Origin of the sequence: Meiothermus sp. Pnk-1 (assembly GCF_003226535.1) — a bacterium.
Taxonomy (GTDB): domain Bacteria; phylum Deinococcota; class Deinococci; order Deinococcales; family Thermaceae; genus Allomeiothermus.
Map to the genome: position 1 here is coordinate 15638 of NZ_QKOB01000002.1, position 25650 is coordinate 41287.

The following is a 25650-nucleotide window of genomic DNA, read 5'->3' on the forward strand; positions in this document are numbered from 1 at the left end:
CCCTTTGGGTTCCAGCGTGGGTAAACCCGGATGCCCCGGTGAGCCGAGGTGCTTTTTGTTCTACATCCTCCGACTCCCTGGGGCCAGAGGGGGGGCACAATTAAGATCGCTGCGGCGAACATTACGCCCACGGCATAACCCCCCTCCGGCTGGGAGGGCGTAGGGGTGGACCTCGAGCCAAAACCCTCTCGGTCTTAAGACCTAGGCTGCCCTCCGCCCAGGGCATGAGGTGTTCCGAGGGCCGCTTTTCTAGGCTAGGGCCAAGGAGGAGAGCATGCCATACCCCCTCACCCCGCTAATCCGAACTGCCCGGAAGGGTACCGGCGAACCGACCTGGCTTGATGGGGCGCGTGTTCACGGTAAAGGTCAGGTGGAACCATGCCCCGCGTAGCCCTCATCACCGGAGCCAGCCGGGGGCTGGGGCTGGCGCTCGCCCGAGCCCTGGCCGAGAAAGGCTGGGCGCTGGTTATCGACGCCCGGGGGGCCGAAGCGCTGGAATATGCTCGAGCCGAACTCGCCGGAAAGGCGCAGGTGGTGTCGATCCCCGGTGACGTGTCGAATGACTGGCACCTCCAAGCCCTGGTCGAAGCCGCACAGGAGCTCGGCGGCCTCGACGCCGTGGTCAACAACGCCTCGATCCTGGGGCCGAGCCCCCAGCCTCGCCTCGCCGAGTATCCCCTCGAGGGGCTCGAGCAGGTCTACCGGGTCAACGTTCTGGCCCCCTTGCGGCTGATCCAGCTTGCCCTGCCGCTGCTGAAGCCGGGAGGCTGCATCCTCAACATCACCTCCGACGCGGCGGTGGAGGGCTACGCGGGCTGGGGTGGGTACGGCTCGAGCAAAGCTGCGCTCGAGCAGCTTTCGAAGGTCCTCGCTGCCGAGCACCCCGAGTTCCGGGTCTACTGGGTGGACCCCGGGGACATAAACACTCGGATGCACCAAGAAGCTTTTCCCGGGGAGGATATCTCGGACCGGCCTCCCCCCGAGACCAGCGTCCCCGGGCTGTTGAAGCTGATCGAAGGCAAGCTGCCCAGCGGGCGCTACAAGGCCCGCGAGATCGGACAAAAACGGCAGGAGATCCAGGGGTTGCGCATCGCCCTCGCCGTGAATGATTTTGAGCGGGCGGCTCACTTCTACCGAGACGGGCTGGGCCTCGCAGCGCTCGAGGAGTGGAACCGCCCCGAGGGCCGGGGGCTGATCTTGGACGCTGGGCGGGCCACGCTCGAGCTGCTCGATGTTTCCCAGGTCGAGACGGTGGACCGGATCGAAGCCGGGAGGCGGGTCTCGGGGCCGGTGCGCCTTGCCTTTGAGGTGGAACACCTAGAGGCGGTGGCGCAGGCCCTGCAAGAAGCTGGAGCCGAGGCGATCCATCCGCCCGTTCGCACCCCTTGGGGTGACCGTAACCAGCGCTTGCGGGCTCCGGACGGGATGCAGATCACCCTCTTCCGAGCAAAAGCCAAGGAGCCGATTTCATGAGGCTGAGGGAGACTTCTCTGGATTTCGTGTTGCCCGCCGAACTGGAGGCCCACGAACCCCCCGAGGCCCGTGGCCTGGAGCGCGACCAGGTTCGGCTGATGGTCTCGTACCGCTCGAGCGATCGCTTGGTGCACACCCGCTTCCGCGAGATTCCCCAATACCTCGGGGCTGGGGACGTGCTGGTCATCAACACCTCGGGCACCTTGCCCGCCGCGCTCCCGGCGACCGCGGAAGATGGGAGGGAGCTGCGGCTGCACCTCTCGAGCCGGCTTCCGGGTGGAGTGTGGACGGTGGAGTTGCGAACCCCTGTCTCCGCTACCGAGGGAGGGGAGCAAGCCCTGACCACCAAGCCGTTCTTCGGGGGGCGGGTGGGGGAGACTTTGGGCCTGCCGGGCGGGGCCTCGGCCACGCTGCTGGCGCGGTATCGGCTAGGGCTAGAGGGGGCTACAGAGACGCCAGGCCCGGAGCGCTTCACTCCGCTACATAGCGGGGAATCCCGTCTGTGGATCGCCGCCCTCGAGATCCCTCACGGCCTACAACCCACCGCCTACCTCCTCGAGCACGGCCAGCCCATCCGCTACAGCTACGTGCCGCAGCCCTGGCCCCTCGAGTTCTATCAGACCGTCTACGCCACCGAGCTGGGCAGCGCCGAGATGCCCTCGGCGGGGCGGGCCTTCACCCCGCAGATCATCACCCGGCTGGTGGCCCAAGGAGTGCAGGTGGCGCCGCTGCTGCTGCACACCGGGGTGGCCTCACTGGAGGAGCACGAGCCGCCCTACGAGGAGTTCTACCGCGTTCCCCCGGAGACCGCCCGCTTGGTCAACCAAGCCCGGGCGGATGGCCGGCGGGTCATAGCGGTCGGTACCACCGTGGTGCGGGCTTTGGAGACCGTCACCGATGTTTACGGTGTGCTCCACCCCGGCGAGGGCTGGACCAAGCTCGTCATCACCCCCCAGCGCGGGGTGCGGGCGGTGGACGGTATCCTCACCGGCTGGCACGAGCCCAAGGCCACCCACCTGCTGATGCTCGAGGCGATCGCCGGGAAACGGCACGTGGAAATCGCGTACCGAGCCGCACTGCGCGAACAATATCTATGGCACGAGTTTGGCGACCTGCACCTGATTCTGCCCTAGCAATGAGGCAAGGGTCGCGACGGAAATCCGTGGACAGAAGATAGCGGGAAATGCATTTCAAACCTGCTCGAGGGCGACAAGGCAAGCTATCCAGGAGGTAAAGATGACCTATTACCTGATGCGGGCCAAAGCCAAGGGCAACTTGGCAGAACTCAAAAGGCGCCTGGACGGGGGCGAAATCCAGGTTATGCGTATGCGGCCCTTCAGGGCCGCGCTGGACGATTCGCTGCAGGGGGCCCGGCTCGAGCCCGACGGAACTTGGGTCTGGGAAAGACAAGACTACTGCGTGCCGCCCCTGGCAATGGAGCGGGCAGCGGTGCTCGATACCTACTTCGAGGAAATCGTGGCGTTGTCTCGTGGCGCTAGCCGGGTGGTCGAGACCGTGCAGAAGGGTCAGGGCCGGAAACGGCTCGAGGGCTTGCCGAGCGCCTGGGGGAAGCAGTGACCCGCGAAGGGGTGCAAGCCTGGCTCTCCTTTCTGGGGCAGGCCTGGGAAGAAGCCGATGCCGAGCGGGCAGCTGCGCTGTTTGATCCCCAGGTCAGCTATCAAGAAAACCCCTTCAACCCACCCATTCAGGGGTTTGAGGCGGTGCGGCGCTACTGGCGGGAGAACTTGGCCACCCAAAGAGCCGTGAAATTCGAGGGGTGGGTTTTAGCGGTGGATGGCGAGGTCGCAGTGGTGAACTGGAGGGTGGGGTTTGTCCGAGTGCCCGGCGATGAGTATGTCCGGCTGGATGGGGTGAGCGTGGGCCATTTCGGCGCCGAAGGTAAGCCGGTGCTGTGGCGCGAGTGGTGGCACCGGGAAGAATAAGGGTATGGCAGAGCGCGTTGTCATCGTTGCCGGAGGCGACACAGGGATGGGCCGGGTTGCCCAGGGTTTCGTGCAAGCTAAGAAATAGCCTGTTATGGTTATCCAGCTGGATCAAAACCGCCTCGAGCGCCGCCTCAAGGAGCTTTCCACCCTCAACCGCATCCTCGAGGTGCTCAACTCCGAGGCCGATTTCGAGCGGGCGCTCGAGACCGCCTTGCACGAGCTGGTAGAACTGCTGGGCCTTAGCACCGGCTGGGTCTTCCTGACCCGGATGGAGCCGGGGGACGCCCACCAGGGCGGCTTCAGCCTGGCCGGGTTTGCCGGGTTGCCTCCCGCGCTCGATCGGGAAGAGCAGGCCTGCTTGCGCGAAGCCGGTTGCGACTGCCAATGGCTTTTCAAAAAGGGCCGCTTGGATAAGGGAGTGAACATCGTGGAGTGCAGCCGCCTCGAGAAGGCTAAGGGCGACAAAGGCGGCCTCGAGGTCCACGCTAGCGTGCCGATCCTGGCCGAGTCCGGGCCGGTGGGCATCCTGAACCTGGCCTCGCCCGGTCCCGACCCCTTCGACCCCGAGACCCTGGAGTTTCTAACCGCGGTAGGCCGGGCGTTGGGGCTGGCCTTCAAACGGGCCCGGCTTCAGGAGCAACGCACCCGCGAGCGCGAAGCCCTGGCCACCTTGGAAGAGCGCGCCCGGCTGGCCCGGGAGATGCACGACTCGGTGGCCCAGCTTCTGTTCGCTGCTGACCTCTCGCTGCGGGTGGCCCGGGAGGGGCCGAGTGGGCCGCGGGAAGTGGCCCTCGAGCGCTCCGCTCTTCTGGTGGCCTCGGCGTTGGACGAACTGCGGGGCCTGGTCGAGCTGCTGCGCCCCGCCGATCTTTCGCAAGGGCTCGAGGCGGCTTTATGCCGCCTGGCCGAGCGGGTCAGCGGGTCGGTGCGGGTCCACTTTGAATCGCTCGCCCACAACCTTCCCGAAGAACTGGCCGAAACCCTCTACCGCATCGCCCAGGAGGGGGTGCATAACGCGCTCAAGCACGCCAAGGCCAAGAACATCTGGATTCGTATTGAAAAAAAGCCCCGGCTGGTGCGTTTGCGGGTGGAAGACGATGGCAAGGGTCTACCTCCCAGGTTCAGCCGGGGCCTGGGGCTTTTATCGCTGGAGGAGCGGGCCAAGAGCCTTCAGGGAACCCTCCGGCTCGGCAACCGTCCAGGGGGTGGGGCCAAGCTCGAGGTGGTATTCCCGATCTCCTTCAAGGGTTGAACTCATGCCGCTGCGTTTGCTCATCGTGGATGATCATCCCATAGTTCGGGAAGGGCTCAAGGCCTTTTTGGGGCTTTATCCTGACCTCGAGGTGGTGGGGGAGACCGATAGCGGTGAAGAGGCGCTGAACAAGAGCCGCGCGCTCTCTGCGGATCTGGTCTTGCTCGATCTTCAGCTTTCCGATGGGCACGGCCTCGGCTTCTTGCCTCGCTTCCTATCTCTTCCCAACCCGCCTAAAGTCTTGATCCTGACCAGCTTTCTCGAGGAGGACAGCCTGCGCCAGGCCCTCAGCCTGGGGGCCTCGGGCTACCTGGTCAAGCACGCCGGGCCGGTGGCCTTGCTCGAGGGCATCCGCGCAGCAGGCCGGGGTGAGGTACCCCTAGACCCTGCGGCGGTGCGGCTTCTGACCCGCCCGGCCCCAAACCCGCTCGCCAGCCTGACCCCTAAAGAGCGCGAAGTCCTCTCGCACTTGGCCCAGGGGATGAGCAACAAAGCCATCGCCCAGGCCCTGGGGGTGAGCGAGAAAACCGTCAAGACCCACGTCAGCAGCCTCCTCGCCAAGCTGAACCTCAAGGGGCGTACCCAGGCGGCACTTTTTGCCAAGGAACAGGGGCTCTGAATAGACGCCCCGTTCGAAGCGTTTCACTTCCTGCGTGCCTGGCTGGACAGCGCTGGCCCGAAAGGGGTACGGATCCGACCACGAGCCGCGTCAGGACCGGAATACAAGACAGAACCCGCATGGCCTTCACATTCCACTTCGTACGCCGTACGCAAAACGCTAAACGCGGGGTGCTCCCTCCCCTAGCAGGGGAGGGCTGGGGTGGTGTGTTGGTGTACGTCATACGTTGTACGTCGTACGAAGGAGATCGGTCCCTAGGTGTACCGGTTCCGCCGGTCCCGAAGGGAATCTACCTCCGGGTGTACGGAGCTTGCTCCGTCCCGATAGGGGATCGTCCCTTGGGTGTACGGCAGTACGCCGTCCCGTAGGGGATCGTCCCCCGCGTTTAGCGTCTGGCGTTTTGCGTATTGCGTATGACCTACGACGTCTAAGTCAGCACAAATCAAGCTACCAGACCGCTTAGGGCCGCTATTGTTTAGGGCATAACTTTTTCTTGAACCCCTCGAGCGCCGCGTGCACCGCCCCGCTGGGCAGCACCCCCAGCTTGACCAAGGCTCCACCTCCCTTGGCGCCCAAGGGCTCGAGGACCTCCTTCCAAATCGTTTGCAAGTCCTCCGGGCGGCTAGGGTGCTTGGTCAGGACGCAGCGAGCCTTTCCCTCACCAGGGGCGACCAGCAGAGCTAGCACCCCTGGCCACTCAGCGAGCCGCTTGCCCACGGCTTCGATCACCACCGCCGGAACCTGGGCAAAGATGGTGTGCTCCGGGAATTCGGCCAACAGCTCGCGCATGACCCGTTCGGCCAGTTCCTCTTTGAGCGCGTGATTTTCGCCCTTGAGCCTGAAAAATTCGTCGCGGAGGTTGTGGATGGGTTTTTCGACCTCGAGGTAATGCGCGCTGAACCTCTCGGCCACCCGGGTGAGGATGGCGTGCTCCTGATGGAAGGTCTCGAGGGCCTCCCACCCGGCCATGAAGTAGACCCGGGTGCCCCCCTTGTAACGCTCGTACTTCACGACCTTGATCGGCCCGGCTTCGCCGGTGCGGGCTACGTGGGTTCCGCCGCAAGCCACCATGTCCCAGCCCTCGATCTCCACGATGCGAATCCGCCCCGAGACCTTGGGCGCCCGCCGCAGCGGATACGAGCCTACCTCGGAGTCTTCGATCCAGAAGGTCTTGACCGGGGTGTTGGCGTATACCGCCCAGTTGGCCAGCGCTTCGGCCTGCTGGACGGTGGCCCGGTCAGGCTCGCCGGAGAAGTCAATGGTGCAGACCGGGCCGCTCATGTTCACCGCCAGGGTCTCCCAGCCCGCCGCTCGCCAGAAGGCTTGGGCTAGGGTGTGCTCGGCGGTATGGCGCTGCATGTGGCGGTAGCGGCGGGTCCAGTCGAGTTCGCCCTGAACCTCCTGGCCTTCCGGGAGGGGGGCCTCGAGCACGTGGATTACCTCTGCTTTGGCCTTGCCCTCCCCCCGGCCTTCCGCCTCTTTCACGTCCAGCACCCTTAGTCCGTTCAGGGTGCCGGTGTCGTTGGCCTGCCCTCCAGCGGTAGGGTAAAAAAGGGTCCGATCGAGCACCACATAGTGCTTGCCGCCCTCGCTCCAGGCACGGAGCACGCGGGCAGTAAAGCGGCTTTCGTAGGGAAATTCGTGGTACAGGCGCACCCCTTAATTATCCGCCTTCGAGGGCCAATACGCCGCGGGGCATCGGCTACTTGGTCAGTCCAAGCTCCCTCGAGAGCCCCCTAAGGGCGTGCACCTGCCGCTCCACCAAGACTTGAAACTCCACCCCCAAGGATAAGAACTCGCCTAGGCCGTTCTGCTCACGCACCTTGGCCCATTCCGGGGATCTGGCCACTTTACGCAGGGCCTGTACCCAGAAGGTGTAGGCCTGGGCAGAAGTGCTCTTGGGCATGTAAAACCCCTGCCAGACTACCCAGTCCACGTCGTAGCCCAGCTCTCTCAGGGTGGGGACGTCGGTGTACGGACCGGGCAAGCGTTGGGGGGCCATCACCCCCAGGGCCCGCAAGCTGCCCCCCGCGACCTCCTCTCGCAGCACGGAGGCATCTCCAAGGAAGATCTGGACGAGGTCGTGCTTGAGCGGGGTCGGGTCTTCCGCGGGGGTGTATCGGATCGAGCGGGGATCAATCCCCACCGCTCGGCCCAGCAGGGCCACCCTCAGGGGGTCTGGCCCGCCCGTCGTAATCCTGCTGGGGTCGGCCTTCCAGGCGGCGAGCAGCTCTTGCAGGGTTTTCCAGGGGGCTTCGGCTTTGACCGCGACCAACCCAAAATCGGCAGCGATGGCCCCCAGCCAGCGCACGTCGCGTTCGTTGAACGGGCCGTACTGCCCTTGGGCAAGCCGCACAGCGGTGGTCGTGCTCGCCGCCACGATCAGCTCGGGGTCGTCATCGCGCTGGCTCACCACATGGGCGTAGGCCACCCCACCTCCGGCCCCGGGCAAGTGGCTCAGCGTAAAGGGCTGGGGGACGATCTTGAGTTGGTACATGAGCTGGGCCACGGCACGGCAGGTGAAGTCCCAGCCGCCCCCGATACACTCCGGGTGCCGCGGGAGGAAGCCTTGCGCCACCCCCAGGCCAGATATCAGCAAGCCGATCCAAGCCATGCGCCACATAGGGTACCTCGCGTCAAGGACGAGCCAGCAGCTCTCCTCGAGGGGAACGGCGGCCTTCCAGCATCCGTTGACGCGAGCGCTCGAGGTGCTCTTCGATCAGACGCGCGGCCTCTTCACCCTGACCCTGTTGTACCAGCTCGAGTAGCCGCTGGTGGTCCCGGCGGGCCTGGAGGCGGCCCTCGGGGGTCATGACCTCTAGGAAGCGCACCCGGTAAATGCGGGAGAGGACGGTGCCCAGCGCTTCAAGTAAAAAGCGGTTGCCGCAGAGTCGGGCCAGCTCGAGGTGAAAGTCGGTGGCCTTGGCCAGCTCAGACTCGGGGTCGAGATCCTCTCCTAGCGCAGCCAGCACCTGTGCCACCCCTTCGGCGCGGGGCTTCCGCGCGGCGGCCATGCGTACGGCGGTGGTCTCCAAGACCTTGCGGAAGGCAAAGGCCTCCTCGAGCTCGTCCCAGTCCAGCGGGGCCACCCGGTAAGTGCGCCCCTCCCGCCGCACCAGCCCTTCTTGGGCCAACAGCCCTAGCGCCGAGCGGATGGGGGTGCGTGAGACGATGAGGCCTTCTCGGTCACGAAAGTATTCCTCGAGCCTGCGCTCCACCAAGGCCTCTCCGGGGGGAAGCTCGAGGGAGAGGATCATCTGCCGCAGGCGGCGGTAGGCTTCTTGGGTTTGCGGTGCGATCACGTAGGGCTCCTTTGCGGGTTCACGCTGCAAGTACTTGACGAATACTGTATATGTCGGTACACTGAAAATATCAAGCCCGGAAAGTTCCGGGGTTTTTCGTTTAAAGCACCATGCCCAAGGAGCCCCACCCCTCACCGCGCTCGGCGAAAGAGCGCCTAGACAAGATCCTAGCCCACCTCGGGGTGGGGAGCCGCAAGGAGATCCACCGGCTGGCTCGAGCCGGGCGCATCACCGTAGACGGCCAGGTCATCACCGACTCGGCCTTCAAGCTCGACCCCGGACAGGCGCGGATCGCGGTGGATGGAGAAGAGGTCTTCTACCACGAGTTCTTTCACGCAATGCTCCATAAACCCGCCGGTTACGTGACCTCCACCCAAGACCGTGACGGACCATCCGTGATCCAATTGCTCAAGGTGGCGCGCAGGGATTGGATGCCGGTGGGTCGCCTCGACAAGGACACCGAGGGGCTTTTGCTCGTCACCACCGACGGGGAGTTGGCCCACCGCCTCACCCACCCCCGCTGGAAGGTGCCCAAGCGCTACTATGCCGAGCTGGCCAGACCCGCCACCCAAGACGACGTGGAGGCTTTCGCGGCTGGGCTGGAGATGGACGGGGAGCCGCTCCAACCCGCTGAGCTGACCCTCCTTGCCGATCCCTGCCGGGTCGAGCTGGTCATCCGCGAGGGCCGCTACCACCAGGTAAAGCGGATGTTCGCGGCCCGGGGAAACCGGGTGCTCTACCTCAAGCGGGTAGCCTTCGGCCCGCTCGAGCTGCCAGAAGACCTCGAGCCGGGGGAGTCTCGCTCTCTCACGGCCGAAGAGGAGCAGGCCCTGTACGGGGCAGTGGGGCTCGAGCCGCAATCGAAAATCTTCCGCGGCTAGCGGCCCGATGACACGAGTTGGATAACCCGCAATAAAAAATGTTAGCAGCCGGGTTGCGTGGCTTGGGGCTGACCGCTAGGGCAGCTCAGCGATCGAGGAAGCGTCGGCGCAGGCTAGGGTTAGGGAGCGTACAGCTTTCCCGCTTGCCGAAGATGCGGTAGCGATGGCGGGCCACCCAGCGATAGACCCGGTCACGCCAAGGCTTGGGAATCCAGCGAAAGAGGTAAGCCCAGCCCCATACCCCCCCTAGCCGGTGGAGAATCTGTAGCGCGGCGTCGGACTCGAGGTAGACCCGCCCGCCCTCGAGGACCACCACGCTTTCGCCCTGGGCTTGCGCAGTCGAGATTCCATGTCTGGCCAGAAGCCGTTGCCCGGCCTCGGACTGCTGCGCGGCGAACAGAAACCTCTCCTGGGGGTCATGCTGCAGGACGAACTGCACCACCCCGTTGCAAAGGTTACATGCCCCATCGAAGAGGACGATGGTGGCGACCTTCATGGCTCGAACTTAGCCGGTTTTGGCGTCCCGCGCCGTGAGGCGGACGACCGTTATGCCAGGGTTATGGCCACTCCACCTCCGCCCTTCCCTGCTAGGGCGATTTACGCCAAACGCGCTGGTAGCGCGGGTTCTGGGTCGAAGGCAAAAGTGCGCACATCGCCGCGGGCGCAGCAGAATGCGCCACCTAGCGGGAGACCACCCGGCGACGCTCCGAGGGAGCACGCTCCCGCCGGTGCGCCCGGTCTTCGCTCTCGCCGCGCTGGCGCGAGGGGCTTTCCGCCGGGATCTCGTGGGCACGGGAGAGGTGGAACTCGCTCAGGTTTTTCTGGATGGACTCGAGTTCGTCGGCCTGCACGTCGAGATACGCAGCGTCCTGCGAGAGCACGATCCGCCCGATCCGGCCCGCTCCGGCCTTCTTGAGCACTGCCACCACCCGCGCAACCGTGAGGCGCGGCCCACTGAGCTTCACCGTGACCAGGCCCTCCTCGCCGGTGATGAGGCTCCTGGGGGCCGAGACGGTGCCCAGCATGAAAGCCAACAGCCCGGCGATGGCCTCGCGGTCGTTGACCAACCGATCCGCCAGCTCGCGCCAGGGGGCGCGTTCGTGAGCGGGTTGACGGGCGAGACGGGCCAACAAGCCCTGCCACTTGGCCTCTTGGACCTCTTCGGGGGTGGGAGGATTGACCCGCTTGAAGCGGCGCTTGACGGCGGCCTCGAGGTTCTCCAGCTCGCGGCGCTCGCGCGGTCCGTACAACAGGATGACCTGGCCACTCCGCCCTGCCCGGCCGGTGCGCCCGGAGCGGTGCTGATAGGGTTCGGCCTTCTCGGGAAGCCGAAAGTGTACCACCAAGTCCACTTCAGGGATATCAAGGCCTCTAGCGGCCACGTCGGTGGCGACCAGCACGGTATCCTTCCCCTCGCGAAAGCGACTCAGCACCCGCTCGCGTTCGCGCTGGCTCATGTCGCCGTGAATGGGCGCCGCCCCGATGCCGCGGGCTTGCAAGCCCATGGCCAGGTCGTCCACCTCGGCCTTGGTACGGGTGAAGACGATGGCGCGCTCTGGGGCATAGGCAAAGATCACGTCGGCCAGAATGCTCAAGCGGTTGTGCAAGGGGGCCTGTATGGCCAGCTCCTCGTAGCTCACCCGCTCATCCTTGATCACATTGACGTGGACGGGATCCCGCATGTAGCGCTCCGCCAGGCGCTTGGCCCAGCTGGGCACGGTGGCCGAGAAGAGGAAAGTCTGGCGGGAAGCCGGGGTCGCCCCCAGCAGCTTTTCCACATCTTCCTCAAAGCCCATCGAGAGCATCTCGTCCGCCTCGTCGAGCACCGCGATCTCGATACGTGAAAGATCCAGGATCCCCTGATCCAGATAGTCGATGGCCCGCCCCGGGGTGGCCACCACCACGTCGGCCCCGCGCCGTAGCCCCTCGGCCTGCGCGCCATACCCGGTGCCGCCATAGATGGGCAACACGTGCAGGTGTGGCGCCACCCAGGCCAGCTCGCCCGCGACCTGGAGGGCCAGCTCACGGGTGGGGGTGAGGATGAGGGCGCGGGGCGCCCGCCCACGTTGGCGGCTGGCCTCGAGCCTATGGGCGATAGGTAGGGCAAAGGCCAGGGTCTTCCCAGTGCCCGTACGGGCCTGGCCCAACACGTCTCTACCCTCCAAGGCCAGAGGAATAGCCTGCGCCTGAATGGCGGTGGGGGTGGTGAAACCTTTGGCCTCGAGGGCCGAGAGCACCTCGGGCCGCAACGCAAAATCTTTGAACTCCATGCAAGTCCTCCAGGGCTTTACCGCTACCCCGAAAGAACGCGCGCACGCTAACCCTAAGCGGGGAATTCACGGTTTTCAGCCCATCAGTGCACGTTAGCGCACCAATCCCCGTCCGAAAACCCGCTGGTTTTGTAAGGGGATGTTCTGCCCGGCGGCAAAACTTCTCCAGTATGACCGATGTCGACAGGAAATTCAAGACCTAAAGGACGAAGCCCAGGGGGATCACCCGCACCTTTTGCCCCACCTCTGCGCCGACCCCGGCCTCGAGCACCACCAGGGCGTTCCCCAGCGCCATCGAACGCAGCACGCCGCTGGATTGGTTGCCGGTGGTGTGGACCCGCAAACCCTCCGGCCCCCAGGAGAGCACCCCGCGCCGGTAGGCGACCTTGCTGGGGTGGGGGCTAAAGGGGGTGGCCGCGACCGCCTCGAGCAGGCTGTAGGGCGCATCATTGCGGGAGAGGGTCTTGAACAGGTAAGGCCGCGCGAACAGAAAGAAGGTGACCATGCTCGAGACCGGATTGCCCGGTAGGGCGAAGATGGGCAGGTCGTTCCACTGGGCAAACAGCAGCGGCCCGCCGGGTTGCAACCGGACTTTCCAGAAGTGGATCCGCCCCTCGCGCTCGAGGAGCTGCCGCACGATGTCGTACTGGCCCATCGAGACCCCACCGGTAGTGAGCAGGAGATCGAGCCCACCGACTCCCTCCAGCTTTTCCCGCAACCGCTCGGGCTGGTCGGGGATCTTGCCCATCAGCACCGGCTCGCCTCCGGCCTCGCTGACCAGCGCGGCGAGCGAGTAGTTGTTGGCGTTGTAGACCCCGCCGTAGGGCAGGGGCTGGCCCGGCTCCACCACCTCGTCCCCGGTGGTGAGGATGCCCACCCTGGGGCGGGCGAACACCGCAACCCTGGGATATCCCATCGCCGCACATAACCCCAGCCGTCCCGGGGTGAGGAGGTCGCCCTTGTTCAGCAGCACCTCGCCCGCCCGGAAGTCGTCACCCTTGGGGCGGATATCGCCCGGGTTGGCAGGCCTGAAAAACAGCACCGTGTCCCCCTCGCGCCGGGTGTCCTCCACCCGCAAAACGGCGTCGGCCCCTTTGGGAATGGGGGCTCCGGTGAATATCCATACCGCCTCGCCGGGGCCGACCTCGCCGGGAAAGGGCTGGCCCGCCGGAGCCTCTCCGATCACCCGCAAGCGCACCGGGGTTTCCGGGGTAGCGGTGAGGGTGTCCTGGGCTCGAGCCGCGTACCCATCCAAGGAGGTATCGTCCTGGTCGGGATGGTCAACCTTGGCGGCGAGGTCTTGCGCCAGGATGCGCCCGTGGGCCTGGGACAAGGGAAGCTCCTCGGTTTTGCAGAAAGACGGGGCCTGCTCGAGGATGACCTCGAGCGCTTCTTCCACCGTGAGGTCGTGCCGCATGGGTTCATATTAGGCCTTTGCGGGCAGGAAACGCTGGAGGATGGACATACAATCAAGGGGTGAGCCTTAGACTCTCCGACATCCAAGCCGCCCGGAGACGACTCGCCGGGCTGATCCACGAAACCCCCCTTCTCCACGACGCCGCGCTCTCGCATGAGCTGGGGGTACCCGTCTATGCCAAGGCCGAAAACTTACAAAAAGCCGGCTCCTTCAAAGTGCGCGGGGCCTACAACAAGATCAGCCAGCTCTCGCCCGAGGAAAAAGCTCGAGGGGTCGTTGCTCCCTCGGCGGGAAACCACGCCCAGGGGGTGGCCCTTGCCGCCAAGATGCACGGGGTCAAGGCGACCCTCGTGATGCCGACCTTCGCTCCCCTCACCAAGGTGATGGCCACCAAGGGCTACGGGGCCGAGGTGGTGCTCGAGGGCCACTCCTTCGACGACGCCGCGGCCATCGCCCAAAAGCTACAGCAGAGCAAAGGCTACGTCCCGGTGCACGCCTTCAACGACTACCTGATCATGGCCGGGCAGGGCACCATCGGCCTCGAGATCCTCGAGGCTTTGCCCGAGGTCTCGGTGCTGGTGGTTCCCATCGGCGGGGGCGGGCTCATCGCGGGGATCGCCACCGCGGCCAAGGCCCTCAAGCCGGAGGTACGGGTGGTGGGGGTGCAAGCGGCGGGCTGTGCAGCGGTGAAGCCGAGCCTCGAGGCCGGACATCCGATCGCGGTACCCGTGGCCCAGACCATTGCCGACGGGATCGCGGTCAAACGTCCCGGCGACCTCACCCTGCCCATCATCCGCGAGCGGGTAGACGAGGTGGTGGAGGTGACCGACGACGAGATCGCCCGGGGCATCGTCCACTGCGTGCAGAAGAACAAGCTGGTGGTCGAAGGGGCTGGAGCGGCGGGAGTGGCCGCCTTGCTCGCCGGGAAGATAGCGTTGAAGCCCACCGATACGGTCTGCACCGTGCTGTGCGGCGGGAATATCGACGGAAACCTGCTGGCCAGGGTCATCGAGCAGGTGCTGGTGCGCCAAGGCCGCTACATCCTGCTCAAGCTCGCCGTGGTAGACCGCCCCGGAGCCCTAGCTGCGGTGGTCGAGAAGGTAGCCGAAGCCGGGGCTAACATCATCGACATCTTTCACCGCCGGGCTTTGTGGTTGGCCCCCCTGGGCAAGGTAGGGGTGGAGCTGGTGCTGGAGGTGCGCGACGAGGCCCACGGGCTCGAGGTGGTGGAGCTGTTGCGCAAAGCCGGATATTCGGTAGAGCGGGAAGGGCCGTTTGCCTGGCCGGAGTGATATGAACCCCGTCCGAGGGGTTTGTTTCGCCGACCGTAGGGCGTAGTAGCGTTCCGCCAAGGGCAAGCGGAAAGCAATCCGCTGTAACCGAGGGGCCAACTTGGGGCGGCAACGCCGCGAAACCCGTTCGTCAACGGGCTCGCTAGGCGAACCGCTTTCAGCGGTGATTGAGCCGGTGCCGCAGGGCGTCCAAGCGCTCCAGCTGCTCGAGCCAAACCTCCGGCCCGCCCCGTCCTCCGGTAGAGTTTTTCCCCTGGTACTCCAGGGTCAGCATCTTGAGCCGGGGGGTGCGGCGCACTGCCCACTCGAGCAGTTCGTAGTCAGGCCCGCTCAACGCCTGGTGGCGATCGCGCAACCCCCGCTCCTCCAGGCGCGGCCCCGAGACGTGGATTTCAACCGCCTGCTCGAGCGGCATCCGCTCCAGGTACGCCCCTATCTCCTCGCCCCGGTGGTAGGCGGCCACCCGGGCGTGGGCTAGGTCGAGCAGCAATGCGGCCCCGGTGGCCTCCAAGACCTCTCGGATGTACTCGGGGTCGCTGAGGTAGCGGGGGCGTTTCCCCCAGGGCACGAAAGGGAGGTTCTCCAGCAGCACCTCGAGCCCGGTGAGCCGCCGGAGCTCCTCCACGCTCTGGCGCATCCGCAACAGCAGGCCCTGAGGGGACAGCTCGCCGTCTTGGCGGGGGTCGTAGCCGATATGCGCAGAGAGGTAGGGGGTATCGCTCAAGAGGGCAAGCTCTTGCAGCAGAGCGGGCTCGGGAACCTGGGCCATGCTCACCGAGTAGCCGGGCGGACCCCAGCCGTGTAGCAGCACCGGGCGATGGGCCCGCGCGGCTCGCACCTCGGCCCTGGAGTTCGGCGAGAGCGGACACTTGAGGTAATCCAGGGGCACCACCGGGCGTTTGAGTAGCTCCAGCAGTTCCGCAAGGGCGTTGGCGGCGAGCTGCACCACCCCTCTAAGGTGCGCCAGGGTGCGCCCCGATATAGGGTTTGGGCTCACCGTTGCTAGCGGAAGCGGGCCAGCAGGTTCCGCGCGATGATGACCTTGAGCACCTCGGTGGTCCCCTCGCCGATGCGCATCAGCCGGGCGTCGCGCCAGTAACGCTCGACCGGGTACTCCTTGATGTAGCCGTAACCACCCAGGATCTGGATGGCCTCGTCGCAGGCCCGCACCGCCACCTCGGAGGCGAACATCTTGGCCTGGGCGGCCTCGCCGGAGAAGGGTCGGCCAGCGTCTTTGAGCTCGGCAGCCCGCAGGTAGAGGAGCCGGGCCGCTTCCAAGTTGGTGGCCATCTCGGCCAGCTTGAAGGAGACCCCCTGGAACTCGGCGATGGGCTTGCCGAATTGTTCCCGCTCGAGGGCGTACTTGGCGGCGAACTCGAGCGCGGCCCGGCCCAGCCCCACCGAGAGCGCGGCGATCCCGATCCGCCCCCCATCGAGAACCCTCAGCACATCGTAGAAGCCTTTGCCCCGCACCCCCAGCAAGGCGTCTTTCTCTAGGTGTAGCTCCTCGAAAAGCAGTTGCGCGGTGTCGGAGGAGTGCAGGCCCAGCTTCTCTTCCTTGCGGCCTATGCGCAAGCCCTCCACCGGGCCGTAGAAGACGAAGGCCGAAAGCCCCAGGTGTTTCTTATCCTCGCTGGGGGCAGGGTCGGTGCGGGCATTGATTACGTAGACCCCAGCCACCGAGCCCTGGGTGATGAACTGCTTGGAACCGTTCAGGACGAAGCCCTCCGGGGTCTCCCGGGCTCGAGTGCGCATCGCCGCAGCGTCCGAACCGCTGCCGGGCTCGGTGAGGCCCCAGGCCCCCAGCATCTCGGCGGTGGCCAGTTTGGGTAGGTACTCGCGCTTTTGCGCTTCGTTTCCGGCGATCAGGATGTGTCCGGTGCACAGCGAGTTATGCGAGGCCACGGTCAGGCCCAACGAACCGTCCACGCTGCCGATCTCCTCGAGCATTCGGGCGAACACTCGGGTAGAGAGTCCGGCCCCCCCGTACTCCTCGGGCACGTTGGCCCCCATCACGCCGAGTTCCCCTAGCTTTTTTACGATCGCCCAAGGGAACTCCCCCGTCCGGTCGCGCTCGGCAGCCCCTGGAGCCACCTCGGCCTTAAGAAAGTCGCTCAGCGCCCCCAGGATCTGCCGTTCTTCGGCGTCTAGCTCCCACCACAGCTCGCGGCTTTTTTCGGTCAACATGAAATTAATATAACACTTTCTCGTTGGTAAATTGTAAAAACGTCATATGATCAGACGCACCCTCGGACTGCCGTATAATCGCGGAGATGGCGTTGCTGGACGGGAAATACACCGCGACGGAAGATTTGGGCACCCAAGGGTTCCTGCGCACCTACCGGGTGCGGGCGGGGGAGCTCCAGGGTACCTTGTATTGGTTCGAGGTTCATACCCCCGAAGCGAGAAGCGCCTTTCACCGTTACCGCAACGCCCTCAAACGCCTCGAGGCCCTGGGCGCCACCCCGAGCGCCCTGGAAATATCCGCCAAACCGGGTCGCTACTACGTGTTCTGGCCAGATCTCGCGGCCCCCTCACCGGGGCGCCTTCCCAAACGCACCCGGCTCGGCCCTTGGCTCGAGGCCCTCTCCCCTTTCGGCTACAGCGAAAGGGATTTCCAGCTGGGTGAACAAGACGGCAAGCCGGTGCTGGCCGACCTCAACCCGCTGGCGGGGCTGGCCGGTGGTAGCAAAGCCAGCCCCACCCGGTCCGAGGCTCCTGGCGGACGGGCGGTTACCCCCGCGCCTGCGCCCGGCAGCGATGCGGCCCGAGTCCGCTCGTCGCGCCACTACCGCTTCAACTGGCCGGCCTGGGTTCCGGGGCTGGTGCTGATGTTCTTGGGTGGGCTGGCGCTATTTCTGGGGGCCGAGCGCTACCTGAACCCACCCCAATACATCCTGCCCGATCTGCACGGCAAAACCCCCCGCCAGGCGGTGGAGGCGGTGCGGGGGATGGGGCTGAGGGTAGAGTTCGTAGAGGGCAGCGACCAGAGCCAACCCAAGGAGACCATCCTCGAGCAAAGCCCCGAGGCGGGCAGCATCGTCAAGCCGGGGCGCCGGCTCGAGCTAGTCCTCAACCGCCCCAAGCTAGGTAGCGTCCCCACCCTGGTAGGCCGCCCGCTCGAGGACGCCCAGCGGGCCCTGGAGACCGCCGGTTACGTGGTGGGGCCGATAAGCCGGGTCTCCGCCGAAGCCACCGCCGGGACCGTGCTGGCCAGCCTGCCCGCCCCCGGTACCGAGCTGCGCCAGGGGGAGAGCGTCCGGCTGTTGGTTTCCACCGGGCCCCGGTCATCCCTCGACACCATCCTGCCCGACCTCACCGGGCTCACCCTGGAGGACGCCCAGTACCTGCTCAACATCGCCGAGCTGAAGCCCCAGGTGTCCCGGGTGGCCTCGGGTGCGCCGGAGGGTCAGGTGCTCGCCCAGCAGCCCAACCCCGGTACGCTGATGAACAAGAATGCCGTGGTGCGGCTAACCGTGGCGGCCCAGCCCGCCGTTTCCCTCCCGCAAAACTCTCCCTTCGCTCCCTCCTCCCGCCCCGAGCCCCAGGCCGAGGTGCGCAACGTCCCCCTCAGCGTTACCCTGCCTTCGGACCAGGAAGGCGCTCAGGTCCGGCTCACCGTGGACGACGCCAACCCGCCGACACGGGTTCTCTACGAAGGTCCCCTTCCCCCCGGCGGGCGGATCGAGGTGGCGGGAGGGGTCCCGGTACAGGGCAACGCTACCTTCCGGCTGTACGTCAACGGCGAACTCTACCAGGAGTGGACCAACCCATAAACCTTGACGCGACCCTCCGCCGTCTAATAGCATCGAGGTGATCGGCTAGGGGTGCCCCCGCGGGGGCTGAGAACAGGGCGAGCCCTGTAACCCTTGGAACCTGATCCGGTTAGTACCGGCGGAGGGAAGCCCGTGAAAGTATCCCCACAACCCTACCCATACCCTTTCCTCCTGGCCCCTGGCCGGTCCGGGAGGTGATTTTCTGTTAGGCAAGCTGTACTTGGTGGCCAGCCCCCGGCCTGGCCAGCCGCAAGCGGAGCTGCTGAACCGCCTCGAGGCCGCCCTGGAGGGCGGGGTCGAGCTGCTGCAGCTGCGGGCCAAGGACCTTGAGGCGGGTGTTTCGCTGCGCGAAAGCAGCGAGGCCCAAGCCATCCTCGAGCTCGGCGAGAAGCTGCGGGAGCTGTGCGGGCGTTATCGGGTGCCGCTGGTGATCAACGACCGCCCCGACCTGGCGGCCTTGCTGGAAGCCGACGGGGTGCACCTGGGGCAGGGGGACCTGAGCGTGGCCCAGGCCCGGCGCTTCTTCGCGGGCTGGATCGGCCGCAGCACCCACGAACCCGCACAGGCCCTGCGCGAGCAGGCCGCGCTCGAGGGGGGCGAGGGCTACCTTTCGGTGGGGCCGGTCTGGGAGACCCCCACCAAGCCCGGACGGCCCGCGACGGGGCTGGATTATGTGCGTTGGGCAGCGCATAACCTTCGGGTTCCCTGGTTCGCCATCGGGGGCATCGACGAGCACACCCTGCCCAAGGTGCTGGAGGCCGGGGCCCGCCGGGTGGCGGTGGTGCGGGCCATCCTGGACGCTCCGGACCCCGAGGGGGCGGCCAAGCGCCTGCGGAGGTGGCTGGATGGTGTGGATTAACGGCAAGGCCGTGGAGGCCGAGGGGAAGAGCCTGGGCGAGGTGGTCGAGGCGGTGTGCCGCCAGCGGGGGATAAGCCCCGAGGCGGTCGCGGTGATGCTCAACGACGAGGTCTGGGTCAAAGGCCGCTGGCCGGATCGCCCCCTGGTGGCGGGGGACGTGGTGGAGGTCGTGGCCATGATGCAGGGAGGCTAGCCGTGAGCGAGCTGGTGATCGCCGGGCAGCGCCTGAGAAGCCGCCTGTTCGTGGGCACGGGCAAGTACCGCGACTTCGCGCTGATGCGGGAGGCGCTCGAGGCCTCCGGGGCCGAGGTGGTGACCGTCTCCGTCCGGCGCGTCGAGGCGGGGGCGGCGGGGCATTCGGGCCTGCTGGAGGCGCTGGAGGGGGGGCGCTACCGGCTCTTGCCCAACACCGCTGGAGCCCGCACGGCCCTCGAGGCCCTGCGCCTGGCCCGGCTGGGGCGGGCCATCACGGGGAGCGACTGGGTCAAGCTGGAGGTCATCCCCGACCCCGACTACCTGCTGCCCGACCCCCTCGAGACCTACCGCGCCGCCGAAGCCCTGGTGCAGGAGGGCTTCAGGGTGCTGCCCTACATCGCCCCCGATCCAGTGCTGGCCCAGCGGCTGGCCCGGCTGGGCTGCGCCACCGTGATGCCCCTGGCGGCCCCCATCGGCTCGGGGCAGGGCCTCAGGAACCGGGCCATGCTAGAAATTTTCGCACGGCAGCGCGCCCAGTTGCCGCCCGTGGTGGTGGACGCCGGGCTGCGCTGGCCCTCGGAGGCCGCCGGGGCGATGGAGCTGGGGGCCGACGCGGTACTGGTCAACACCGCCATCGCCGAGGCCCAGGACCCCGTGGCCATGGCCGCGGCCTTCGGCCAGGCGGTCGAGGCGGGACGCAAGGCTTACGAGGCCGGCCCCATGCCCCAGCGCGCCTTCGCCAGCCCCTCCAGCTCGACCCAGGGCGTGCCCCTGCCCCAGCCGGAGGAGCCTCTATGAGCGAGGTCGTGGTGGTGGGGGGCGGCCTCATCGGCAGCCTCATCGCTTACCGGCTAGGCCAGGCGGGGCTCGAGGTCACCCTGCTGGAGGCGGGCAAGGCCGGGCAGGCTACCCGGGCCTCGGCGGGCATGCTGGCCCCCCACGCCGAGGGCCTTAGCGGGGAGCTGCTGGAGTGGGCCCGGGAAGGGCTCGAGGGCTACCCCGAACTCGCCCGCGAGCTCGAGGCCGCCAGCGGGATCGAGGTGCCCGTGGTCCTGAGTGGCGTCTGGAGCGGGGTTCGCTCCCCGCTCCGGGGCTGGGAGGCCCTGCGGGGCCTCGAGCCCCACCCCGGCGGCTACCTCGACCCGGTGCGGCTGCTGGCCGCCGTGCAGAAAGCCTTCGTGAGCCTGGGCGGCACCATATGCAGGGAAGAGGCCCTGCACCTCGAGCCCGGCTGGGTGTACACCGCTGCCCAGTACACGGACACCGCCCGTCCCGAGAGGGGATCGTCCGCCTGGTGTACGGGTGCAACCCGTCCTGCGCCACGCCAAGGCGCGGCGTGGGGATCGTCCACCCGGCGCATCGCGGCCCGCCAGATCGTCATCGCCAGCGGGGCCTGGTCGGGCCGCTTCGGCCTGGAGGTGCGCCCGCTCAAGGGGGAGGCCCTGCTGCTGGCCGCCCCGCCGCCCTCCGGCCCGGTGTTCGCGGGGGCGGGCTACGCCTTGCCGCGCGGGGCGCAGGTCTATTTGGGGGCCACCCAGCGCAAGGGCTGGCCGCCGGGCGTGGAGGCGGAGGGACTGCGCTGGCTGCAACACTACCGCGACACCCACTTCCCCCACCTTCGCGGCGCCGCGGTCCTCGAGCGCCGCTGGGGTTACCGCCCGGCGGGCCCCCTCACGGTGGGGCAGCTCGAGCCGGGCATCCTGGCCGCCACCGGGCACGGGCGCAACGGCATCCTGCTGGCCCCGGCCACCGCCCGCCGCATCCGCGAACTGGTGTTGAAGTCCTGGAAGACACGCCGATAAAAAGGAGCCAACATGACCCAACTGGAAGCCGCCCGCAAGGGCATCGTCACCGAAGCCATGGCCTACGTGGCCGAGCAGGAGGGGCTCGAGCCCCAGTTCGTGCGGGAGCAGGTGGCCGCGGGGCGGGTGGTCATCCCCGCCAACCCCAACCACCGCACCCTGACCCACTTCACCGCCATCGGCGAGGGGATGCGGGTCAAGGTCAACGCCAACCTGGGCACCTCCTACGACTTCGCCGACCCCGAACAGGAGGTGCGGAAGGTCCAGGTGGCCATCGAAGCGAGCGCGGACACCGTGATGGACCTCTCCACCGGGGGCGACCTGGAGCGCATCCGCCAGATGACCCTAAAGGCCAGCACCGTCCCGCTGGGCACGGTACCCATCTACGAGGCCGAATTCCAGGCCGCCCGACGCAAGAGCGTCTTCGACATGACCGCCGACGAGCTGCTGGAGGTCATCGAGCGGCATGGCCGCTCGGGGGTCGATTACATCACCGTGCACGCCGGGGTGACCCAGGAGAGCCTGCGCCGCTACCGCAACGGCTCGAGGGTCACCGGCATCGTCTCGCGGGGGAGCGGGATGCTGGCGGCCTGGATGCTGCGCAACGAGCAGGAAAACCCGCTGTGGGAACGCTTCGACGACGTGCTCGAGATCGCCCGTAGCTACGACATGACCCTCTCGCTGGGCGACGGGCTGCGTCCGGGCTCTCTGGCCGACGCGACCGACCGCGCCCAGATCCAGGAACTGCTGCTGGTGGGCGAGCTGGTCGAGCGCGCGCGCCGGGCCGGGGTACAGGCCATGGTCGAGGGGCCAGGGCACATCTCGCTGAACGAGATCCAGGCCAACGTGCAGTTGCAGAAGAAGCTCACCGGCCACGCGCCCTTCTACATCCTGGGCATGCTCCCCATCGATACCGGGGCGGGGTTCGACCACATCGCGGGGGCCATCGGCGGGGCGGTCGCGGGCTGGCACGGGGCCGACCTGCTGTGCTACCTCACCCCGGCCGAGCACCTGGCCCTGCCCACGCCCGAGCAGGTGCGCGAGGGGGTGATCGCCTTCAAACTCGCCGCCCACGTCGCCGACGTGGCCCGGGGCCACCCCGCCGCCCTCCTCCGCAACCGCCAGATGAGCCAGGCCCGCTACGCCCTCGACTGGGAGCGCCAGTTCGAGCTGTGCCTGTTCCCCCAGGAAGCCCGCAGGCTCTACCAAACCCGCGCCACCCGGACCAAGGCCTGCAGCATGTGCGGCCCCTTCTGCCCGATGAACCTGGTCGAGGCCGTGCTGCGCGGCCAGGCCCGCCTGAGCGACTACCCGGCTTTCGCCGCGAAAACGCCCCTCGAGCCCGCCTGAACCCCGGTGGACGATCCCCTCTCGGGACGGGCGGTGCCCGTACACCAGGAGGCCCCGATGCCCTTTCCCATCGCCCTCACCATCGCCGGCAGCGACCCCAGCGGCGGCGCCGGCCTCCAGGCCGACCTCAAGACCTTCCACCGCTTCGGGGTCTACGGCATGGGCGTGGTCAGCCTGCTGACGGTGCAGAACACCCTGGGGGTGCAGGAGGTGGTGCCCCTCGAGCCCGCCCTGGTCGCACGCCAGCTAGAAGCCGTGCTGCACGACCCCGGAGCCCACGCCCTCAAGACCGGGGCTTTGGGGGATGCGGCAATTGTGCACAGCATCGCCCCGCTACTGGCCCAAGCGGCTTTGCCGCTGGTGGTGGACCCCGTGTTGGTCGCCAAAAGCGGCGATTCCCTGCTATCGGCACAAGCCCTCGAGGCCCTCAAGGCCGACCTGCTCCCCCTGGCCACGCTGCTGACCCCCAACCGGCTCGAGGCCCAGGCCCTGCTGGGCCAGCCCATACGCGACCTGGCTGACGCCCGCGAAGCCGCCCAATTGCTGGGGAGCCTGGGACCGCGGGCCGTGCTGCTCAAGGGCGGCCACCTCCCCGCAGAGGAGGCCACCGACGTGCTGTGGGACGGCCAGGCGCTGCACCTCTTCCCCGCCCGCAAAATCCCCTCGGCCCATACCCACGGGACCGGCTGCACCCTCTCGGCGGCGATCACCGCGCTGCTGGCCAAGGGGATCCCGCTCTACGAAGCGGTCGCTCGAGCCAAGCGCTACGTGAGCCAGGCCATCACGACGGCCCCAGGCATCGGGCGGGGCATCGGGCCGCTCAACCACTGGGCGGAGGCGGATGGCTGAGGGAGGGTCGTACGTCGTACGCTATACGCCAAACGCAAGACGCCGAACGCCGAACGCCAAACGCCAAACGCAAGACGCAAGATGCCCTTTGTTTGCCCCCCTTAGCAAGGGGGGCTGGGGGGGATAAACCCTCCCCGCGCGCGGGGAGGGACGGGGAGGGGCAAACCACATGCCACTAGCCACGAGCCACAGGCCACGAGTCGTTCTTATACCAGATTCGGTTGGTTCGCCACCGAACGGTGGCGAACCAACCCGACCGAAGGGATACGCTTTCTTCGCCGACCGTCAGGGAGGGGTGTGCTCTGGATTCAAAAAGATAGCCTCCGGGGCTCTTCGGATCGGATGATTATCTTTTTGAATCCGGTATTAGCTGCCAGCGACTTCTGCGAGGAGTCCGACCACCTGTGCCAGGATGGCTTCCGCGACTTCGCTCTTCGTCATGAGCGGCAGGGGCTCGACCACCCCGCCCGGTAGCAGCAGGAGGACGCGGTTGGTGTCCACGGCGAAGCCGGCGTCAGGGGCGCTGATGTCGTTGGCGACGATCATGGAGAGCCCCTTGCGCTCGAGCTTGTCCTGGGCGTTTTCCAGCAGCCGCTCGCTCTCGGCGGCGAAACCCACCACCACCGCCGGGCGGCCCACCCGCCGGCGCTGCTCGGCCACGGCCAGCAGGATGTCCGGGGTGTGCTCGAGCTCGATCTGGGGCAAAGCCCCCTTCTTGATCTTGTGGGCCTGGACCTGGCGGGGGCGGAAGTCGGCCACCGCGGCGGCCATGATCAACACGTCGGCTCCGTGCGAGAGCTCCAGGACGGCCTCGGCCATCTGGGCGGCGGTCTCTACATCGGTGCGCTCGGCCCCGGTGGGGGTGGGTAGGGCAGCAGCGGTGGCCCCCACCACCAGGCTGACCCTGGCCCCCAGGTCCAGCGCGGCCTGGGCCAGGGCGAAGCCCTGCTTGCCCGAGGAGCGGTTGCTGAGGTAGCGCACCGGGTCGAGGGGCTCCTGGGTGCCGCCCGCGCTCACCACCACGTGCTTGCCGGCCAGGGGACCATTCCGGCTCAGGGCCAAGCGGAGGTGCCCCAGGATCTCGGCGGGCTCGAGCATCCGCCCCAGCCCCACCAGGCCCGAAGCCATGCGGCCTCTGGCCGGGCCCAGGACCTGCACGCCTCGCTGGCGCAGGGTCTCGAGGTTGGCCTGGGTGGCGGGGTGCTCGAACATGCCCCCGTCCATGGCGGGAACCACCAGCACCGGGCAGCGCGCGGCCAGGGCGGTCAGGGTGAGCAGGTTGTCGGCCTGGCCGGTGGCCAGCTTGGCCAGGGTGTTGGCGCTGCAAGGGGCGATCACCAGCAAATCGGCTCCCTCGCCCAGGCCGACGTGGAGCACGTGGGCCTCGCCCTCCCACAGGCTGGTGTGGGCCTTGCGCCCGGTGAGGGAGGCGAAGGTGAGCGGCGTGACGAAGCGCTCGGCCCCCTCACTCAGCACCACGTCCACCGAAGCTCCGGCCTGGGTGAGCTTGCTGGCCAGGTCGGCGGCCTTGTAGGCGGCGACGGAGCCGCTGACGCCCAGCACGATGCGCTTGCCCTCTAGGGGGTTCACCGGTTCATCTCCCAGATGATGCGCAGGCCGTCGAGGGTCAGCCAGGGGGCGATGATCTCGATGACCGGGGTCTCCTGGGCGATGAGTTCGGCCAGGCCGCCGGTTCCGATGACCTTCATCTGGGGCCCTAGCTCGGCGCGGAAGCGGGCCACCATGCCCTCGACCAAGCCCACGTAGCCGAACAGGAGCCCCGACTGCATCGAGTGCACGGTGTTGCGCCCGATGGCCGCGGGGGGGCGCCTGAGCTCGACCTTGGGCAGCTTGGCGGCCCGCTGGAACAGGGCTTCGGAGGCAATCCCGATCCCCGGCGCGATGGCGCCCCCCAGGTAATCCCCTTCGGCGGTGATGGCGTCGAAGGTGGTGGCGGTGCCGAAGTCCACCACGCAGGCCGGGCCGCCGTAGAGCTTGTGCACCGCGGCGGCGTCGACGATGCGGTCGGCGCCCACCTGCGAGGGGTCGTCGTAGCGCAGGCGCACCCCGGTCTTTACGCTCGAGTCCACCACCAAAGGCTTCTGCCCCAGATAACTCTGCACGGCCTGGACCAGCGTGCCCGTCAGGGGCGGCACCACCGAGGCCATGACCGCGGCCTCCACCTGGGCGGGCGCGTGACCGCTGGAAGCCAGCAGGTTGAGCAGGAGGATGCCGTACTCGTCGGGCATCCGCTGGGGATCGCTGGCGATGCGCCAACGCGGCCCCAGCTCCTCGCCCCGGTACAGGCCCAACGTGATGTTGGTGTTGCCGATGTCGATGGCCAGCAGCATAGACACTACGTTACAC

At 67.3% G+C, this 25650-nt stretch carries 25 protein-coding genes and 1 riboswitch; of the genes, 15 read left to right on the forward strand and 10 right to left on the reverse strand.

The window, feature by feature from the left end; translation table 11 throughout:
• Positions 1-378 precede the first annotated feature (378 nt).
• The 6 genes from DNA98_RS02910 to DNA98_RS02935 all read left to right on the forward strand — a co-directional run bounded on the left by DNA98_RS02910 (position 379) and on the right by DNA98_RS02935 (position 5290).
• Entirely contained in the window at positions 379-1473 is a 1095-nt protein-coding gene (locus DNA98_RS02910) for an SDR family NAD(P)-dependent oxidoreductase (protein ID WP_110525505.1), read from the forward strand.
• A complete protein-coding gene (locus DNA98_RS02915) occupies positions 1470-2606 on the forward strand; it encodes an S-adenosylmethionine:tRNA ribosyltransferase-isomerase (protein WP_110525508.1) in 1137 nt (378 codons plus the stop codon). Before DNA98_RS02910 ends, DNA98_RS02915 begins: the two co-directional genes overlap by 4 nt.
• Positions 2607-2709: 103 nt before the next feature.
• On the forward strand, positions 2710-3051 hold the full coding sequence (locus DNA98_RS02920; RefSeq protein WP_110525511.1) for a hypothetical protein: 342 nt from the start codon (positions 2710-2712) through the stop codon (positions 3049-3051).
• Positions 3048-3416: a nuclear transport factor 2 family protein gene (locus tag DNA98_RS02925; RefSeq protein ID WP_158531593.1), complete on the forward strand. Its 369-nt coding sequence runs from the start codon at positions 3048-3050 to the stop codon at positions 3414-3416. The genes DNA98_RS02920 and DNA98_RS02925 overlap by 4 nt, the downstream gene beginning before the upstream one ends.
• Positions 3417-3510: 94 nt before the next feature.
• Positions 3511-4671, forward strand: a complete 1161-nt coding sequence (locus DNA98_RS02930; RefSeq protein ID WP_110525517.1) for a GAF domain-containing sensor histidine kinase — start codon at positions 3511-3513, stop codon at positions 4669-4671.
• 4 nt (positions 4672-4675) lie between these two features.
• Positions 4676-5290 carry a response regulator transcription factor gene (locus tag DNA98_RS02935; protein ID WP_110525520.1) on the forward strand — a complete coding sequence of 205 codons (615 nt, stop codon included), beginning with the start codon at positions 4676-4678 and terminating at the stop codon, positions 5288-5290.
• 468 nt (positions 5291-5758) lie between these two features.
• Here DNA98_RS02935 and DNA98_RS02940 read toward each other — a convergent pair whose 3' ends face one another.
• The 3 genes from DNA98_RS02940 to DNA98_RS02950 are packed head-to-tail and all read right to left on the reverse strand — an operon-like array spanning position 5759 to position 8592.
• Positions 5759-6946, reverse strand: coding sequence for an alanyl-tRNA editing protein (locus DNA98_RS02940; protein ID WP_110525523.1), 1188 nt, complete (start codon positions 6944-6946; stop codon positions 5759-5761).
• Between the two features lie 46 nt (positions 6947-6992).
• Complete coding sequence (locus DNA98_RS02945) at positions 6993-7904, reverse strand: tripartite tricarboxylate transporter substrate binding protein (protein ID WP_233493044.1); 912 nt, start codon at positions 7902-7904, stop codon at positions 6993-6995.
• Between the two features lie 22 nt (positions 7905-7926).
• On the reverse strand, positions 7927-8592 hold the full coding sequence (locus DNA98_RS02950) for a GntR family transcriptional regulator (RefSeq protein ID WP_110526481.1): 666 nt from the start codon (positions 8590-8592) through the stop codon (positions 7927-7929).
• 110 nt (positions 8593-8702) lie between these two features.
• On the opposite strand from DNA98_RS02950, the gene DNA98_RS02955 reads away from it, so the two are divergent.
• The gene (locus tag DNA98_RS02955; RefSeq protein WP_110525529.1) at positions 8703-9473 is read left to right on the forward strand and encodes a pseudouridine synthase; all 771 of its coding nucleotides are present in this window, start codon (positions 8703-8705) and stop codon (positions 9471-9473) included.
• An 85-nt stretch (positions 9474-9558) separates the two neighbouring features.
• On the opposite strand, the gene DNA98_RS02960 is transcribed toward DNA98_RS02955, so the two are convergent.
• From DNA98_RS02960 to glp, 3 genes are all read right to left on the reverse strand, one after another.
• On the reverse strand, positions 9559-9969 hold the full coding sequence (locus tag DNA98_RS02960) for a thiol-disulfide oxidoreductase DCC family protein (protein ID WP_110525532.1): 411 nt from the start codon (positions 9967-9969) through the stop codon (positions 9559-9561).
• A 184-nt stretch (positions 9970-10153) separates the two neighbouring features.
• Entirely contained in the window at positions 10154-11743 is a 1590-nt protein-coding gene (locus DNA98_RS02965; protein WP_110525535.1) for a DEAD/DEAH box helicase, read from the reverse strand.
• A 199-nt stretch (positions 11744-11942) separates the two neighbouring features.
• Entirely contained in the window at positions 11943-13160 is a 1218-nt protein-coding gene (gene glp, locus DNA98_RS02970) for a gephyrin-like molybdotransferase Glp (protein ID WP_110525538.1), read from the reverse strand.
• Positions 13161-13219: 59 nt separating this feature from the next.
• Between glp and ilvA the strand changes: the two genes are divergently transcribed.
• The gene (ilvA, locus tag DNA98_RS02975; protein ID WP_110525541.1) at positions 13220-14452 is read left to right on the forward strand and encodes a threonine ammonia-lyase; all 1233 of its coding nucleotides are present in this window, start codon (positions 13220-13222) and stop codon (positions 14450-14452) included.
• A gap of 157 nt (positions 14453-14609) precedes the next feature.
• Here the strand turns inward: ilvA and DNA98_RS02980 are convergent, their stop codons facing one another.
• Together DNA98_RS02980 and DNA98_RS02985 are read right to left on the reverse strand one after the other, a co-directional pair.
• Positions 14610-15398, reverse strand: a complete 789-nt coding sequence (locus tag DNA98_RS02980; RefSeq protein ID WP_158531594.1) for a DUF692 family multinuclear iron-containing protein — start codon at positions 15396-15398, stop codon at positions 14610-14612.
• Positions 15399-15454: 56 nt separating this feature from the next.
• Positions 15455-16639: an acyl-CoA dehydrogenase family protein gene (locus DNA98_RS02985; protein ID WP_110525548.1), complete on the reverse strand. Its 1185-nt coding sequence runs from the start codon at positions 16637-16639 to the stop codon at positions 15455-15457.
• 86 nt (positions 16640-16725) lie between these two features.
• On the opposite strand from DNA98_RS02985, the gene DNA98_RS02990 reads away from it, so the two are divergent.
• From DNA98_RS02990 to thiD, 7 genes are all read left to right on the forward strand, one after another.
• Positions 16726-18228, forward strand: coding sequence for a PASTA domain-containing protein (locus DNA98_RS02990; RefSeq protein ID WP_110525551.1), 1503 nt, complete (start codon positions 16726-16728; stop codon positions 18226-18228).
• 37 nt (positions 18229-18265) lie between these two features.
• Positions 18266-18372: riboswitch (TPP riboswitch) on the forward strand.
• 58 nt (positions 18373-18430) lie between these two features.
• Positions 18431-19087, forward strand: a complete 657-nt coding sequence (thiE, locus tag DNA98_RS02995) for a thiamine phosphate synthase (protein WP_110525554.1) — start codon at positions 18431-18433, stop codon at positions 19085-19087.
• Complete coding sequence (gene thiS / locus DNA98_RS03000) at positions 19074-19280, forward strand: sulfur carrier protein ThiS (RefSeq protein ID WP_110525557.1); 207 nt, start codon at positions 19074-19076, stop codon at positions 19278-19280. The genes thiE and thiS overlap by 14 nt, the downstream gene beginning before the upstream one ends.
• 2 nt (positions 19281-19282) lie before the next feature.
• Positions 19283-20080 (forward strand): thiazole synthase, encoded by a 798-nt coding sequence (locus DNA98_RS03005; RefSeq protein WP_110525560.1) that lies wholly within the window; start codon positions 19283-19285, stop codon positions 20078-20080.
• Entirely contained in the window at positions 20077-21084 is a 1008-nt protein-coding gene (locus DNA98_RS03010) for an FAD-dependent oxidoreductase (protein WP_110525563.1), read from the forward strand. The genes DNA98_RS03005 and DNA98_RS03010 overlap by 4 nt, the downstream gene beginning before the upstream one ends.
• 12 nt (positions 21085-21096) lie before the next feature.
• Entirely contained in the window at positions 21097-22434 is a 1338-nt protein-coding gene (gene thiC, locus DNA98_RS03015; RefSeq protein ID WP_110525566.1) for a phosphomethylpyrimidine synthase ThiC, read from the forward strand.
• 57 nt (positions 22435-22491) lie between these two features.
• On the forward strand, positions 22492-23283 hold the full coding sequence (gene thiD, locus DNA98_RS03020; RefSeq protein ID WP_110526484.1) for a bifunctional hydroxymethylpyrimidine kinase/phosphomethylpyrimidine kinase: 792 nt from the start codon (positions 22492-22494) through the stop codon (positions 23281-23283).
• 366 nt (positions 23284-23649) lie between these two features.
• Here thiD and coaBC read toward each other — a convergent pair whose 3' ends face one another.
• On the reverse strand, positions 23650-24873 hold the full coding sequence (gene coaBC / locus DNA98_RS03025) for a bifunctional phosphopantothenoylcysteine decarboxylase/phosphopantothenate--cysteine ligase CoaBC (RefSeq protein WP_110525569.1): 1224 nt from the start codon (positions 24871-24873) through the stop codon (positions 23650-23652).
• Complete coding sequence (locus DNA98_RS03030) at positions 24870-25634, reverse strand: type III pantothenate kinase (protein WP_110525572.1); 765 nt, start codon at positions 25632-25634, stop codon at positions 24870-24872. The genes coaBC and DNA98_RS03030 overlap by 4 nt, the downstream gene beginning before the upstream one ends.
• Positions 25635-25650: the final 16 nt, after the last annotated feature.

Coding starts and splice junctions, on each gene's coding strand:
- DNA98_RS02960 (WP_110525532.1), bottom strand. CDS start 9,969: ATGAAGGTCGCCACCATCGTCCTCTTCGATGGGGCATGTAACCTTTGC.
- DNA98_RS02985 (WP_110525548.1), bottom strand. CDS start 16,639: ATGTTGACCGAAAAAAGCCGCGAGCTGTGGTGGGAGCTAGACGCCGAA.
- DNA98_RS02965 (WP_110525535.1), bottom strand. CDS start 11,743: ATGGAGTTCAAAGATTTTGCGTTGCGGCCCGAGGTGCTCTCGGCCCTC.
- DNA98_RS02930 (WP_110525517.1), top strand. CDS start 3,511: ATGGTTATCCAGCTGGATCAAAACCGCCTCGAGCGCCGCCTCAAGGAG.
- DNA98_RS02990 (WP_110525551.1), top strand. CDS start 16,726: ATGGCGTTGCTGGACGGGAAATACACCGCGACGGAAGATTTGGGCACC.
- DNA98_RS03010 (WP_110525563.1), top strand. CDS start 20,077: ATGAGCGAGGTCGTGGTGGTGGGGGGCGGCCTCATCGGCAGCCTCATC.
- DNA98_RS02945 (WP_233493044.1), bottom strand. CDS start 7,904: ATGGCTTGGATCGGCTTGCTGATATCTGGCCTGGGGGTGGCGCAAGGC.
- DNA98_RS03030 (WP_110525572.1), bottom strand. CDS start 25,634: ATGCTGCTGGCCATCGACATCGGCAACACCAACATCACGTTGGGCCTG.
- DNA98_RS02920 (WP_110525511.1), top strand. CDS start 2,710: ATGACCTATTACCTGATGCGGGCCAAAGCCAAGGGCAACTTGGCAGAA.
- thiS (WP_110525557.1), top strand. CDS start 19,074: ATGGTGTGGATTAACGGCAAGGCCGTGGAGGCCGAGGGGAAGAGCCTG.
- DNA98_RS02915 (WP_110525508.1), top strand. CDS start 1,470: ATGAGGCTGAGGGAGACTTCTCTGGATTTCGTGTTGCCCGCCGAACTG.
- glp (WP_110525538.1), bottom strand. CDS start 13,160: ATGCGGCACGACCTCACGGTGGAAGAAGCGCTCGAGGTCATCCTCGAG.
- thiC (WP_110525566.1), top strand. CDS start 21,097: ATGACCCAACTGGAAGCCGCCCGCAAGGGCATCGTCACCGAAGCCATG.
- DNA98_RS02910 (WP_110525505.1), top strand. CDS start 379: ATGCCCCGCGTAGCCCTCATCACCGGAGCCAGCCGGGGGCTGGGGCTG.
- DNA98_RS02955 (WP_110525529.1), top strand. CDS start 8,703: ATGCCCAAGGAGCCCCACCCCTCACCGCGCTCGGCGAAAGAGCGCCTA.
- DNA98_RS02935 (WP_110525520.1), top strand. CDS start 4,676: ATGCCGCTGCGTTTGCTCATCGTGGATGATCATCCCATAGTTCGGGAA.
- thiD (WP_110526484.1), top strand. CDS start 22,492: ATGCCCTTTCCCATCGCCCTCACCATCGCCGGCAGCGACCCCAGCGGC.